The organism is Sneathiella litorea, assembly GCF_009882915.1.
GTDB classification, from domain to species: Bacteria; Pseudomonadota; Alphaproteobacteria; order Sneathiellales; family Sneathiellaceae; genus Sneathiella; species Sneathiella litorea.
Genome location: NZ_WTUW01000002.1, coordinates 10,693 through 25,188, shown reverse-complemented (window position 1 = coordinate 25,188; position 14,496 = coordinate 10,693). Strand labels below are relative to the sequence as shown.

Below are 14,496 nucleotides of genomic sequence, written 5' to 3'. Positions count from 1 at the left end.
GAGACATTCTTCACAAACTCTTAACTTATTTTAACAACCGTTTTTTAATAACTTTTGTTGATCATCTGGAAGTGTCAATTTAGATTACTATCCCGATGAGGTGTATTGTGAGCCATAAACAGGATGCGTTTGCCGCAATGAAATTGATGACGACAGTTAAGACCGCTTTCTACATTGGCATTCTTGCCACAGGGCTGAGTGTCGCCCTTACCCCGCTTGCCTCCCCGGCAAATGCAGAGGTCGATGATCCAAAGTTTTTTCGGGTTAACATGAAACCGGGGGCGACCCTAAATGTCCGTAAGGACCCCTCGTTGAAGGGCAAGAAAATCGGTGCCCTGGCGGCGGAAACAGACGGGATCGTCAATCTCGGCTGTCATGTCGGGATGCCATATCTTGAATGGCGCAACTCCACGACGGCCATTCGTAAAGTCGAAACCCGCCGTAAATGGTGCAATATCAAGTATAATGGTATGGTTGGCTGGACCGCCGGCCAGTATCTTGAAGCCGACCGCCCGGAGTAACCCAAGAACATTCGACTTTGTTGCCGTTACCCTAGCCAGATGAGCGCCGCCTGAAGAATAAAAAGATAGCGCGCTAATTTGCCGATGCTCACCAGCAGCAAAAACACCCCAAAGGGCACCCGCAGGGCGCCCGCGACAATCGTGAGTGGATCACCGATCATCGGTGCCCAGGCGAGCAGAAGCGACCATTTCCCATATTTATCGAACCAGCGGACCGCGCGGGTATAATGCGCCTCCTTGATCGGGAACCATCGCCGATCCCGAAACTCCGCAAAGAACCGCCCCAGGAACCAGTTGACCACTGACCCCAGCACATTCCCCGTCACTGCCGCGATAAGAAGCAGGACTGGCGCGCCAACCCCGTCGGCTAGGAACAGGGCAAACGCTGCCTCCGATGCTCCCGGAAGCAGTGTTGCCGAGAGAAAGGCACTGACGAACAGGGTCACATAGGTGGCGGCTGCCGTCATCGGTTGGCGATCAACCCTTGGCTGGCCGACGCTGCGCTGTCAGGTGCTTACGCGATTCCTCGCTCCATTCCCCGGTCGGCTTGCTCAACTCCCGCCCGACCTCATAGCCGCGCCGAAGCGCCGGACGGGTTTTCAGATTGTCATACCAGCGGCGGATATTGGGAAACTCGCCGAGGTCGATCTCCTGGCGTTTATAGGTGATGATCCACGGCCAGCAGGCCATATCGGCGATGGAATATTCCCCGCAGATATAGTCCCGCCCTTCCAGCCGGGAATTCAGCACGTCAAAGAGCCGAAGTACCTCGGTGGAGTAGCGTTCCTGCGCGTAAGGAATTTTTTCGGGCGCATAGAACTTGAAATGCCCATTCTGGCCGAGCATCGGGCCAAGGCCGCCCATCTGCCACATCACCCATTCGATCACCTCTTTCCGGCTACGAAGGTCGCTCGGCAGGAATTTGCCGCATTTCTCGGCGAGATAGATGAGGATCGCCCCGGTCTCGAAGACGGAGATCGGCTCCCCGCCGTCGGCCGGATCCTGGTCGATGATGGCGGGCATACGGTTATTCGGGCTGATTTTTAGGAAATCCGGCTCGAACTGTTCGCCCTTGCCGATATTCACCGGCACCACGCGGTAGTCGAGCCCCATCTCTTCAAGCGCGATGGATATTTTCCAGCCGTTCGGTGTAGGCCAGTAATAAAGATCAATCATTTTAATACCTTATGAAAACTGGCTATTATTTTAGTTTCGCTTCGATGAGCTGAAACCGGTCATTGCCGAAATACATGTCCGTCCCGTCAAGGAACATCGTTGGCGTGCCGAAGCCGCCCCGCTCGATCACTTCCGTGGTATTGTCCTTTAGCATATCCTTGTATTTTTGATCATTGATCTTGTCGTAGAAATCGAACTTGTCGAGCCCAACTCGGGCGATAATGCCGTTCAGCTCCTCTTCCTGCGAAATATCCGCGCCTTCGCTCCAGTACCGCTCAAACACCCGGCGAGCATAAGGGACGAGGCAATCCTCCTCAATCGCGACAAAGGCGCCGCGCATGGCCTTGACGCTGTTGACGGGAAAAACGGACAGGTCGGACGCCGGAATGATCTTGATGCCGACATAGTCTGCCCAGTCCTGCAGGTCCTTCTTACCATAGCGCTGCTTGGGGACCACCGGGTTCTCGCGGGAGGCATAAACCGAGGGATTGACGGTATTGAAAACCCCACCCACCAAAAACGGCCGATACTGGACCTCCAGGTCGGGATGACGGGTCAGCATCTGCTGCAGGCTTTCAAAAGCCAGAAAAGTCCAGGGGCTGGAACAATCGAAGAAAAACTCAAGTTTATGCATGGGGTCGGTCCCTTCTCTTTATTTTTTTAACCGCTTGCGCCGTGGTCTTAACATAGTAACATTATTGGATAAAAAACAAGACGCTGAAAAAAAGGATGTTGTTAAATGCAGAAGCGACCGCTTGGAAGTGACGGATTAATGGTGGGGGCTGTCGGCCTTGGCTGTATGAGTTTTGCAGGTTTTTACGGGGCGACGGATATCACGGAAAGCCATGCGACGCTGGCCAAGGCGATGGATCTCGGGGTTGATTTCCTCGACACCTCCAATGTCTATGGCGCGGGCAAGTCAGAAGAGGTTATCGGGGCCTTCCTCAAGGATCACCCGAATTTTTTCAAGATTGCAACGAAGGGTGGCATCAAGCGCGAACCCGGCGCGACGGAACGCACATTTGATAACAGTGAAGCATATTTACGTGGTGAACTTGAGAAATCACTTAAGCGGCTTGGTGTCGAGTATGTGGACCTTTACTATATCCATCGACAGGACCAGAGCCGCCCGGTCGAGGAAGTGGTGGAGACCCTGGTCAAGTTCAAGAAGGAAGGCAAGATCGGCGGCTTCGGCTTTTCCGAGATATCGCCCGCGACCCTCCGACGCGCCCATGCGGTCCATCCGGTGATGGCGGTACAGAGTGAATATTCCATCTGGACCCGCCTGCCGGAGCTGGGTATGGTTCAGGCCTGCCGGGAACTTGGCGTGACCTTCGTTCCCTTCTCTCCCGTCGGGCGGGGTATTTTCAGCAGGAAACCCCTCGATCCCTCAACCTTCTCGGACTCGGATTTCAGGAAGAACAACCCCCGCTTTGTCGAGCCGAACTTCTCGCATAACATGAAGGCGATCGAGCCCTTCAACGCCCTGGCCGCCGACAAGGGCGTCTCCCCGGCTACGCTCGCCATCGCCTGGGTGCTGGCACAGGACGGCGACATGATCCCGATCCCCGGTACCCGGAGTGCCGATCATATGCAGGAATGCGCGGAAGCGGACGCCATGAACCTTACGGCCACCGACCTTGCGGAGATCGAGAAGATCCTCCCCCTCGGTTTTGCCCATGGGGCCCGTTATAGCCATAACCAACTTTGGGGGACGGCAGTCTACGGCTGATTTTTTAATCCGCTAGCGCTGTCAGGGACTTACCAGAAAGGAACTGACAGTGCGCACCACCTTGACGATCAATATTAAAATTGCCAATCTCGACAACGTTTCAGGCTTAGAAATATGCCCCCCTTTAATATATAAATATTTCCGATAAGTGCTTTAAACCCACGGGAAAAACCCTATGATGCGCAACAAATTTAGGTATCGAGGGGGGTCGAAATGCCGGAGACTGAGAACCGCAGCCTTGTGCTGCTATGTCTGCTTGCCATTTTTGTCGGCGTTATCGGCGGTATCGGGGCCTGGGTTTTCCGGCTTCTGATCGGTCTGTTCCATAACCTCCTGTTTTTGGGAAAATTCAGCCTGCAATATGACGCCAGTATTCATACGCCCACCGATGTCTGGGGCGCGTGGGTGATCCTTGTGCCGGTTATTGGTGCCGTCGGCGTCGCCTGGCTTGTAAAAACCTTCGCACCGGAGGCCAAGGGCCACGGCGTCCCCGAGGTAATGGATGCCATCTATTATAACGAGGGTCAAATCCGGCCTGTGGTGGTAATCGTTAAATCCCTCGCCTCCGCCCTCTCCATCGGCAGCGGCGGCGCCATCGGGCGGGAAGGACCGATTATCCAGATTGGGGCAACGTTTGGCTCCCTGATTGGAAACTGGGTCGCCATGCCAACGCGTCAGCGGGTCATTCTTGTAGCGGCGGGTGCTGGTGCCGGGATCGCGGCCACTTTCAACGCGCCGCTTGGCGGTATATTGTTTGCGGTTGAACTGCTGCTTGTCTCGATCAGCGCAGAAAGTATCTTCCTTCTCGCCACTTCGTCGATCATGGCGACCTATATCGGGCGCCAACTTCTGAGCATGACGCCAAGCTTCAATGTGCCTGCACTGGAAATTCCAGACTTCGGGGTCGGGGCAAACTGGGGCCTTATCCTGTTTCTCCCTTTTGGCCTGATCTGCGGGGTGGCGGCAACGTTCTTCGTGCGGGCAATCTACTGGGCGGAAGACAAGTTTGATGCAATTCCCGGCAACTATTACAGCCGGCATATGCTCGGCATGGCGATCGTCGGGGTGATGATCTATGTGATGCAGCTTTATGCCGGGCATTTCTATATACAGGGCGTCGGCTATGCCACCATCCTTGATGTGTTGATGAATGCGCTCTCTGATCCCTGGTTTCTCCTGTTGCTGTTCGCCCTTAAAATGATCGCGACCTGTCTCACGCTTGGTTCCGGCGCCTCGGGTGGTGTGTTCTCGCCATCGCTCTTTATGGGCGCGACCCTTGGCGCGGCCTTCGGCAATGTTATGCATATGATCTTTCCGGGGCTTGAGGTTGGCATCACGGTTTTCGCCATTTCCGGGATGGCGGCCATGATCGGCTCCACTACCGGTGCGGTCTTTACAAGCGTCGTCATGCTGGCGGAAATGACCGGCGATCATAACACCGTCCTGCCGACAGTTCTCACAACGGCGGTCGCTTATGCGCTACGCCGATATCTCTCCCCCGCCAGCATCTACACCCTGAAGCTTAACAGGCGTGGCCATGCAGTGCCGGAGGGGATGACGTCCGCCTTCCTCGCGGCGAAGGAGATCAAGGATATCATGGCGCATAATTTCACGGCACTGCCCAAAGGGGAAACCCCGCCTAACAGCCCCGGTGTCGTCATCTGGACAGGGAACGGGAATGTCCTCTCGGTGGAACGGCGTTTTGTCGATAAGAACCGGGCCGAAGAAGCCCTCTCCGTCGGCATCGCCGAAAGACACCTTATTGTGCCAGAGGCAATGGGCTTGGTTGAAGTTCTGCAAAAACTGCAGCAACGTCAGGCGGAAATCGCCCTCGTCTCCGCCGCACCAAACACAAAAATTGCGGCGGATATCGTTGGGGTGGTTACAGTGACGGAAATTTCTAACGCCTTGAAAGACGCCGCTATCCTGCAATAGTCCACACTTAGAATGCCTCCGCACGGGCCTTGTCCCAGTCCTTGAGGTAGCTCGGGCGGATCATATCAGATAACAGTTCGCCCTCGTCGAGATAATCGTAGATTTCATCCGATGACTTCTCCGACTGATCCGCGAGGCGCTGGTAAATATGATGGGGCGTCAGGTCTACAGGGTCTTCAAGCCCACAAGCCCCGACCAGTTCACGGAAACTTTCTATCGTCGCGTCATGATAGTTCGCAACATGCTGCTTGCGTAGCGACACATCCACAGCGCGCGCGCGCGTCTGATCCTGCGTGGCAATCCCGGTCGGGCAGGTATTTGTATTACACCGGAGGGACTGAATACAGCCAAGCGCAAACATCATCGGCCGGGCGGCGTTACACATATCTGCACCAAGAGCAATCTTCTCCATCAGGTCGAAGCCGGTGACGACCTTTCCACTGGCAATAATGCGGATATCCTGTCGCAGGCCAGTCCCGACAAGGCAGTTATGGACAAAAACCAACGCCTCATCAATGGGCACGCCGAGCCGGTTGGAAAATTCAGGCGGCGCGGCACCAGTGCCGCCCTCTGCCCCGTCGACAGTGATAAAATCGGGCAGGATGCCGGTTTTCAGCATCGCCTTGCAAATCCCCATAAACTCGCTGCGCCGCCCGATGCAGAGCTTGAACCCGACCGGCTTGCCGTCTGTCATGCCGCGCAGATCCTCGACAAACTGCAATAGCCCCTCAGGCGTCGAGAAGGCAGTATGGGCGGCCGGGGACAATACGTCCTTGCCCATCGGAACACCACGAATTCTGGAAATTTCCTCATCCACCTTGGCCGCGGGCAGTACACCGCCATGGGCGGGTTTCGCGCCCTGAGAGAGCTTGATCTCGATCATCTTGACCACATCGCGGTTGGCATTGGCCTTGAATTTTTCCGCGTCGAAATTGCCCTCCGCCGTGCGGCAACCGAAATAACCGGTCCCGATCTGCCAGATAATATCGCCGCCGCCCGCCAGATGATAGGGGCTGAGCCCCCCTTCCCCGGTGTTGTGGGCAAAACCACCGATCTTGGCGCCCGCATTCAGCGCATGGATCGCGTTGGCACTGAGCGCGCCAAAGCTCATGGCAGAGATATTGAGGCGCGATGCCTCGTAAGGTCGCTTGCATTGCGGACCACCAACGACAACACGGGCCTTCTCCGGCACGACATGCTTGGGCGCCAGCGAATGGCTCGCCCGCTGATATCCGACATCAAGGATGTCCCATTGTGTGCCAAAGGGCTGCGTGTCCAGTCCGCCATGCGCCCGGGCGTATACAAGATTACGCTGCTGCCGGTTATAAGGCCGGCCGCTCTCATTGGTTTCTATAAAATACTGCTGTATTTCCGGGCTGATAAACTCCAGGGCATAGCGCAAATGACCAACAACCGGGTAGTTGCGCAGCACATTATGACTGGCGAAATGCATATCATAAAAGCCGAGCAGAATATAAGGGACCAGCACCCAGAGCAGATGAACGATTGGTGACCAGAAAAACTGCACGATAAAGATCAGAAGTAATCCTGCTGCGGATACTCCGAAAAAGATGTTACGTGCCATATTGCGTCGCCCCTTCGTCCCTATTTCTAATTATTTTTCGAAAAGTAACCCGTCAATCGAAAATCTGTCCATGCTTGTATTGCTCATCCTGGCCCGCGGCCTCGGTCAGGGCCGCAACATTGTCCTTGGTGAAGAAGCCGTCGAAGCCGTGGCATCGCTCCACATACTCCGTGATCAGGATGGTGTTTTTCGAATGTTTCGAGAAAATCTGCTTCAGGTTCGGCTCATCCTTGCATTCCCCAACCACATGGGCCAGGAACGGCACGCCCTTCTCCTTCAGGGCGTTGACGACGAAATCGACATTCTTCTCGCCTGCTGCATGATCGCCGTCCTGCACCTCAATCGCGACATGATGCATCCGGCGGCCATAATTGCGCACGAAAGTTTCCGTCGGCATGGGTTTATTCTCGAAGGAATTGACGAATGAGGGTGTGTTGTTCGCGGTAAAAACCTTGGCTGGAGAAAGCTTGTCATCCATCACCGAGCCGTTACGGTTGACATTAGTAGAGGAATTCATGTCCATGATATTATAGGCCCCCCAGAAATAATAGGGCACCTGAGTAAGGAACTCGAGAATTGCATCCTCCCGATCTGCGGCGAGAATACGGGTCGCCATATGATCCACCCCGAGAAGAAGCTCCCCCACACCAGACGCCTCGGCAAAATCCGCCGCCTCATCAAGCTTCGCCTGCTCATCCGCCGTCATTTCGAAACGCCCACCGAGGCCGAGGCTGTCCGGATCGTTGAAATCCAGGTCGCTATAGCCAACCCGGTTGCCGGTGAAGTCCGACGGCATGGTGAAGAGAAAGCCATTGGCCGCATAAAAGGGGTTTTCAACCTCCCCGCTATACTCGAAACGGACAGACTGATCCTCCAATGCCTTGCGGATCTCGTCGTTATTCGCACTTTCATAAATCTCGCCGACATAGCGGCTGTGGGGTGTTGCCCGCGAAAGCGGATACATCCGGTTGACGCGGGTGATATATTCTTCAAACGCCTCGCTCAATGGTTCCATCAGGATGAGGGCGGGAAAGACCGGCCGGCTGTGCAGGACATGGAATTTATGGGTTTCCCCGATATAGCTGCCCGCATGGCGATAGGGGGTCATCTCATACAGTTCGATCATCGTCGCAAGGCTTGTTCCCGGCTCGACCTGCATGACCAGGCTACGCATATTCCCGACCAGATCCTCGATCCCGCTGGATTTGCGCCGCTCATAAATCCTCTGGCGAAATTCATTAAAGAACTCGGAATTTTTCTTGTCCCCCTTGGGCTGATAGCCTGCGTAGTCAAATACCATAAGAAAGACCTCTTTATCTCAATATCTTAACCCAGTTTCTTATAAACGGGTGACCAAATCGCCGCGTCAACCTTTTGTTCAATATCCACGTCGCTCTGCTCGGGCGCGACCTTATCCATCACCGCCTGCTTGGCAACGGCAAGGGCCACTGTCCTGCTGACCTTACGGATATCAGAGACAGATGGCAACATGGCGCCGAGCGGGTCTTTCAACACCGGCGCCAATTCCGCAAGTGCCTTGGCGGACGCCATAAACATATTGTCCGTGATCCGCGTTGCCTCCACGGCGAGGACCCCGAGAGCAACCCCCGGAAAAATATAGGTGTTGTTGCTCTGCGTGATATGATGGACCTGTCCGTTATAGGTGACATCGGAAAACGGGCTTCCGGTCCCGATCAAGGCCCTGCCGTCCGTCCATTCCAGAATATCCGCAGGAACCGCCTCGGACTTGGATGTCGGGTTTGAGAGAGGAAAAATAATCGGCCGCTCACTATTTTTAGCCATTTCCCGAATGATCTCTTCAGTAAACAGGCCCTTCTGTGCCGATACACCAATGAGAATACTGGGCATGCCGTTCTTCACCACATCCAGGAGGCTGATACTGCCATCTTTAGAACTCGACCAGGAAGCCACACTCCTATGGTCCTGCACCAGGCGCTTCTGAAAATCCATCAAGCCGTCCATATCGCTGTGCAATAGACCGTAGCGGTCGACCATATAGATGCGCTTTCGTGCCTCTGCATCCGAGAGTCCTTCATCCATCATGATCCGGATCAACTGCTCCGCGATCCCCGCGCCCGCCGACCCGGCGCCGAGAAAGGCAATATGATGCTGGGATAACGGCTTATCCATCATTTTACTGGCTGCGAGCAGGCTACCGGCGGAGACGGCGGCTGTGCCTTGTATATCGTCATTGAAGGTACAGAGTTGATCTCGGTATTTTACCAGTAGCGGTTCAGCGTGTGGCTGTGCGAAATCCTCAAAATGGAGCAGCACATTTGGCCATTTCCGCTTTATCGCCTGAACGAACAGATCGACGAATTCAAAATACTCATCCCCGCTGATGCGCTTCTCGCGCCAGCCGATATAGAGCGGGTCTTTCAGGCGTTCCTCGTTATTCGTGCCGACATCGAGAATAATCGGCAGCGTCACGGTAGGGTCAACCCCGCCCGCCGCCGTATAGAGCGCGAGCTTGCCAATCGGGATGCCCATGCCGCCGGTCCCCTGATCACCAAGGCCGAGAATACGCTCCCCATCGGTGACAACAATTGCCCTCACCGTCTCGTTCACGGCGTTATCAAGAATATCGTCAATGTCGTAGCGATGCGGGTAGGAAATAAACAGGCCGCGCGGGCGCCGGTAAATCTCGCTGAACTTCTCGCAGGCCTCCCCCACCACCGGCGTGTAAATCAACGGCATCATTTCGGCTATATGGCTGATTACCAGATTATAGAAGAGGACCTCGTTCGTGTCCTGAAGTGCCCGAAGATAGATATGCCGCTCCAGATCCGTGTCTTTCGCCTGCAGCGCATCATAGGCACGGACCGTCTGCTCCTGAAGCGTTTCGACATGCGGCGGCAACAATCCGAGGAGGCCATATTTTTCCCGTTCCTGCAAGGTGAAAGCGGTGCCCTTGTTCAGGGTCGGCTCCCCCAGCAGGACAACGCCAGCCGACACGTCTTCGGTAAATCTGGTCATAAGTTATTCTTCCCCCGCGTCCAATATAGAAGCATATCCCGGATAGATATCTGCCCATAATAACATAGCCAGGTCGGCTTATGGATAGCAAGGCGGCATGCCAGAAAATCCCTGTAACAAGAGCGCCCGGGAATAAGGGTTTTAAAACGGAGGAGTGATCGTTTAAGCTAATGGTTCCCGTCTCCCACCAAGACAAACAGATAGGATTAACGCCATGACTGATAAATTCTCGATTTACCATATCCCCGTCTGTCCTTTTTCCCAACGTCTTGAAATCCTCCTGACCCTGAAGGGAGAGCGGGAAAAGGCCCGGTTCGAGGTGGTGGACATTACCCGGCCACGGGATCCGGCGCTCCTTAAAAAGACGCGCGGCACGACGGCCCTTCCCGTGCTGGAAACGCCGGATGGTGACATTCTGAAGGAAAGCCTTGTGTTGCTTCGTTATCTTGATGAGATCGTGCCGGGTGGCCAGGTGCGCGCGACCGACCCGCATCGCCATGCAATCGAGAATATGATGATTGCCAAGGAAGGGCCGTTTACAATGGCCGGCTATCTTTTTGTCATGAACCGGGACCCCGCCGCACGCGACGGGCATCTTGACAAGATACTGTCGCTCTACAGGGATCTCAACGACTTCCTTGAGGAACACAACCCGGATGGTACCTGGCTTTTTGAGGATTTCGGCCTTGCCGAATGTGTGTTCACGCCGATGTTTATGCGCTTCTGGTTTCTGGAGTATTATGAGGGGTTTGACCTCCCCAACAGCCCGGAATATGCGCGCGTGCGGAAATGGCGAGAAGCCTGTCTCGCCCATCCAGCGGCGCAGCAGGTCACGCGGGAGGAAATTGTCAAACTCTACTATGACTACGCGCTCGGGGCGGGCAATGGCGCCTTGGTGGAAGGGCGCCAGGTCTCCAGCTTTGCCTTCACACCCGACTGGCAAAGCCGCCCTTGGCCCCCCAAGGATAAATACGGGAAGTCCGCGACAGATGCAGAATTAGGGTTGGTTTGAGATTCTTGAATTGATTGCGGGGGCCCGCAACCAACGAACCCCCGCAACCTTATAAATAAATTTGGGTTTATAAATATCTCAAATGGCTTACTCATGACAGGGGCCAACTTCTATCAAGCCGCTGTCGCATGATAATTACCCAGGAGTGAAAAACGCTTAGTTATAGGCACCCGATGCGTAATGCATTTCGTAGCTGTGGCTATAGATTTCCAGAATATTGCCAAACGGATCTTCCATGTAAATCATACGGAAGGGTTTTTCGCCCGGGTAATAATAACGCGGTTCTTTCATCCGTTTCTTGCCGCCCGCAGCAACAATCTTTTCCGCCAGTTCCTCTACATTAGGGTCCTGAACACAAAAATGGAAAATACCTGTCTTCCAGTATTCAAAATTATTCTCAGGGTTTTCCTGATTTTTAAATTCAAATATTTCCACACCGATGCGATCACCTGTCGATAGATGGGCAATACGGAAGCGTTCCCATCCCGCACCAAAAACATCCGTGCACATTTCACCGATTGCGGAGTCATCCTCTACAATTTCCGTCGGTTTCATAATCAAGTACCAACCAAGAACCTCTGTATAGAATTTTACAGCAGCTTCCAGGTCCGGCACGGAAAGACCAATATGGGAAAAGGTCCGGGGGTATGGTGTATGAGATATTTGGGTCATTTCGTTTCCTAAAGTGAGTTGTTCGATGAACCCACTTTAAAATATTACTGAATAATGTAAAATTATGTATTCTGATTATTTTGATAAAGTAATTTTATGATAAACTCTGCCCATATAAAAACATTTCTTTCCCTCTCGGAAACGCGTCATTTCACCAGAACGGCGGAAGCGTTGAACATGACGCAACCGGGCGTATCCCAGCATCTGAAGGCGCTTGAATCTGAATTGAACGTGTCCTTGTTCCATCGATCCGGAAAGAAAATAGAACTAACGCCTGCCGGTGAGCTCTTCAGACAGTTTGCCCATAAACAGGTTCAATCCGAAAAAATAATACGGGACAGGCTGAAAGAGGATTCTCCTCATAAAGGAGAGTGCAGGATTACCTGTTCAGGCTCCATGGCCATTCAACTTTACCCCAAACTACTAGAACTTCAGAAGCAATTTACGGAATTGTCCATTTCATTGGAAGCAGCCCCGAATGAAGCGTCGATTGAACTGGTCAAAAAGAATGAATTTGATATCGGGTTAATTACAAGTTTCATCGATGACCCTGAAATACAAATTACCGAACTTGGGTATGATGAATTATGCCTTGCCCTGCCCAAGAACCACTCAGCCGAATGGGCAGATTTAATGGCTCTGGGATACATAAACCACCCAAATGGCGCCCACTACGCGGCGCAGGTATTTGAAGAAAATTACGCTGATAAATTTACGGGTTTTAAGGATATCCCGATTAAAGGTTACATCAACCAACTTAATCAAATCCTGTTACCTGTTACACAGGGACTGGGCTTTACGGTCATTCCGGAAAATACTTTCGATTTGCATCCTGAGACGGATTTACTAACCAAGGTAACGTTAAAGACACCATGCAGGGAAACCATATATTTAATCGAGAAAAAGTATAAACCGCTCCCCAATAGATACCGGCTCATCAAGGAATGTCTCAATACTATTTGGTAAGGCTATCAAGGCAGTAGCATCACCTTTTTATAGATAAAAATTAGAACGGAAACCATGGTAATTCTATCATATATAGATCGAGAACAAGGTTCTTTACAACAACACCCCGGGTAAGATAGGAAATGCGGCCGGGAGGGCAATATGAATAAGATCCTTAAATATTCTGTCAGAGCGAGTGTATCGCCTGGGCTTTTCGTACGTCAACTAACCATAGGTCACCTTTTGAAAAAACAACTTGCAATTATCGCCGCATTGGCAATTACCATCACAGTTGCCACAGGTTCATTCTCCCACCCGTCTCAGGCACAGGACGCGACGGCTCCAGTTCCTGCCAGCCAGATCATGGATGCTGTTGAGCAGCTTGATGAACTCACCCAGGCAATTATGGCGGAGACAAAAGTGCCTGGCCTGGCAGTGGCCGTTGTGCATCAGGGTAAGACATTATTTGCCAAGGGTTACGGTGTCCGAGAAATCGGCAAGAACGATCCCATCGACCCGGATACGGTCTTTCAGATTGCATCACTCTCAAAATCGGTTTCGGCCAGTGTCGTTGCACACCAAGTGAGCAAAGGAACGGTTAGCTGGGACGACCCGGTACAGCAGTATTTACCATGGTTTCAGTTACAGGATCCATGGATTAGCCGCCATGTCAGTATCGGCGATTTATTTGCCCATCGATCCGGCCTCCCAGACCATGCCGGAGATGATCTGGAGGATATCGGGTATGATCGGCGATATATTCTGGAACAATTGCGATACATCCCGCTCCATTCATTTCGCAACACCTATGCCTACACCAATTTTGGTCTGACAACTGGCGCGGAAGCCGTTGCCGCCGCGTCTGGCATGGATTGGGAAAGTCTGTCAAAAAGCGCCGTCTATGAGCCGCTTGGCATGACATCGACGAGTTCCCGGTTCGAAGACTATATGGCGGAAGAAAACCGGGCAGTAGGCCATGCCCTTATTGAAGGGGTTTTCAAGCCAGCCCTGCAGCGCTTGCCCGATCCACAATCGCCGGCCGGGGGTGTCTGCTCGACAATCAACGATTTTTCACGCTGGATGATCATGATACTTTCACAAGGTCGATTCGAAGGCAAAGTGATCATTGATGAAGCTGCCTTGATACCGGCGATTACACCAGAGAGCATTTCACGGCATCCGGCCACGTCCAAAGATCCTGCTGGTTTTTATGGCTACGGCGTTGGCGTTAATATCCGGCCATCAGGCCAGACAATGCTCAGCCACTCAGGTGCCTTTATCCTTGGTTCGGCAACGAACTACATGATGCTTCCGTCCAGTGAACTGGGCATAGCTGTCTTTACGAATGGCACTCCGGTTGGTGCCGCCGAAGCCTTGACGGCGCAGTTCATGGACCTGGTTCAATATGGCGAAGTGCAACGAGAATGGCTGGCGGGTTATCAAAAGCTGTTTGCGCCGATGAATTCGCCGATTGGTGAGCTCACTGGTCAAGAACCTCCCGAGACCCCCGAGCCATCTGCTGAGCTCACACTTTTGGAAGGGCTTTATAACAGTGACTATTTCGGGATGGCGAAACTGGAAGTTAAAAATGAGTCTCTGGTCCTCATCCTTGGTCCGGATAAGCAAGAATTTATCCTGAACCATTGGGATGGCGAAGTTTTCCGGTTCCCTGTTTTCAATGAAAACATGCCGTTCGGATCAACCTCCTCGCTCAAATTTGCCTTGCGCGAAGACGGAACAGCGAAGTCATTCACTATCGAGTTTCTAAATGAATTCGGCCTTGCGGTATTTGATCGACAGAAATAATAATTTAAGCCCATGCCAAACCCAACCTCCGCGATAAGGAGTCTTTTTAGCACGCCGATTGGGCGCCGCCCTGGCGCGGCTCCAGTCCACCTGCTCCCTAAACTCACTGCAATGC

13 protein-coding genes are annotated in these 14,496 nt (G+C 53.0%); 6 read left to right on the top strand and 7 right to left on the bottom strand.

The window, feature by feature from the left end; translation table 11 throughout:
* The first annotated feature begins 107 nt into the window (after positions 1-107).
* On the top strand, positions 108-521 hold the full coding sequence (locus GQE98_RS06345) for an SH3 domain-containing protein (RefSeq protein ID WP_161314851.1): 414 nt from the start codon (positions 108-110) through the stop codon (positions 519-521).
* A gap of 26 nt (positions 522-547) precedes the next feature.
* Here GQE98_RS06345 and GQE98_RS06340 read toward each other — a convergent pair whose 3' ends face one another.
* The 3 genes from GQE98_RS06340 to GQE98_RS06330 are packed head-to-tail and all read right to left on the bottom strand — an operon-like array spanning position 548 to position 2,331.
* Complete coding sequence (locus tag GQE98_RS06340; protein WP_161314850.1) at positions 548-988, bottom strand: YqaA family protein; 441 nt, start codon at positions 986-988, stop codon at positions 548-550.
* A 10-nt stretch (positions 989-998) separates the two neighbouring features.
* The gene (locus GQE98_RS06335; protein ID WP_161314849.1) at positions 999-1,697 is read right to left on the bottom strand and encodes a glutathione S-transferase N-terminal domain-containing protein; all 699 of its coding nucleotides are present in this window, start codon (positions 1,695-1,697) and stop codon (positions 999-1,001) included.
* Positions 1,698-1,722: 25 nt separating this feature from the next.
* On the bottom strand, positions 1,723-2,331 hold the full coding sequence (locus tag GQE98_RS06330; protein ID WP_161314848.1) for a 2-hydroxychromene-2-carboxylate isomerase: 609 nt from the start codon (positions 2,329-2,331) through the stop codon (positions 1,723-1,725).
* Between the two features lie 105 nt (positions 2,332-2,436).
* Between GQE98_RS06330 and GQE98_RS06325 the strand changes: the two genes are divergently transcribed.
* Both GQE98_RS06325 and GQE98_RS06320 read left to right on the top strand, forming a co-directional pair.
* Positions 2,437-3,429, top strand: a complete 993-nt coding sequence (locus GQE98_RS06325; protein ID WP_161314847.1) for an aldo/keto reductase — start codon at positions 2,437-2,439, stop codon at positions 3,427-3,429.
* A 213-nt stretch (positions 3,430-3,642) separates the two neighbouring features.
* Complete coding sequence (locus GQE98_RS06320) at positions 3,643-5,364, top strand: chloride channel protein (RefSeq protein ID WP_161314846.1); 1,722 nt, start codon at positions 3,643-3,645, stop codon at positions 5,362-5,364.
* Positions 5,365-5,371: 7 nt separating this feature from the next.
* On the opposite strand, the gene GQE98_RS06315 is transcribed toward GQE98_RS06320, so the two are convergent.
* The 3 genes from GQE98_RS06315 to GQE98_RS06305 are packed head-to-tail and all read right to left on the bottom strand — an operon-like array spanning position 5,372 to position 9,946.
* Complete coding sequence (locus tag GQE98_RS06315; protein WP_161314845.1) at positions 5,372-6,949, bottom strand: FMN-binding glutamate synthase family protein; 1,578 nt, start codon at positions 6,947-6,949, stop codon at positions 5,372-5,374.
* 52 nt (positions 6,950-7,001) lie between these two features.
* The gene (locus GQE98_RS06310; protein WP_161314844.1) at positions 7,002-8,249 is read right to left on the bottom strand and encodes a hypothetical protein; all 1,248 of its coding nucleotides are present in this window, start codon (positions 8,247-8,249) and stop codon (positions 7,002-7,004) included.
* A gap of 26 nt (positions 8,250-8,275) precedes the next feature.
* Positions 8,276-9,946 carry an NAD-dependent malic enzyme gene (locus GQE98_RS06305; RefSeq protein ID WP_161314843.1) on the bottom strand — a complete coding sequence of 557 codons (1,671 nt, stop codon included), beginning with the start codon at positions 9,944-9,946 and terminating at the stop codon, positions 8,276-8,278.
* A 214-nt stretch (positions 9,947-10,160) separates the two neighbouring features.
* Between GQE98_RS06305 and GQE98_RS06300 the strand changes: the two genes are divergently transcribed.
* On the top strand, positions 10,161-10,958 hold the full coding sequence (locus GQE98_RS06300; protein ID WP_161314842.1) for a glutathione S-transferase family protein: 798 nt from the start codon (positions 10,161-10,163) through the stop codon (positions 10,956-10,958).
* Between the two features lie 156 nt (positions 10,959-11,114).
* Here the strand turns inward: GQE98_RS06300 and GQE98_RS06295 are convergent, their stop codons facing one another.
* Positions 11,115-11,630, bottom strand: coding sequence for a lactoylglutathione lyase family protein (locus GQE98_RS06295; protein WP_161314841.1), 516 nt, complete (start codon positions 11,628-11,630; stop codon positions 11,115-11,117).
* A 96-nt stretch (positions 11,631-11,726) separates the two neighbouring features.
* On the opposite strand from GQE98_RS06295, the gene GQE98_RS06290 reads away from it, so the two are divergent.
* Positions 11,727-12,596, top strand: a complete 870-nt coding sequence (locus GQE98_RS06290; RefSeq protein ID WP_161314840.1) for a LysR family transcriptional regulator — start codon at positions 11,727-11,729, stop codon at positions 12,594-12,596.
* A gap of 141 nt (positions 12,597-12,737) precedes the next feature.
* The gene (locus GQE98_RS06285) at positions 12,738-14,381 is read left to right on the top strand and encodes a serine hydrolase (protein WP_161314839.1); all 1,644 of its coding nucleotides are present in this window, start codon (positions 12,738-12,740) and stop codon (positions 14,379-14,381) included.
* Positions 14,382-14,496 lie beyond the last annotated feature (115 nt).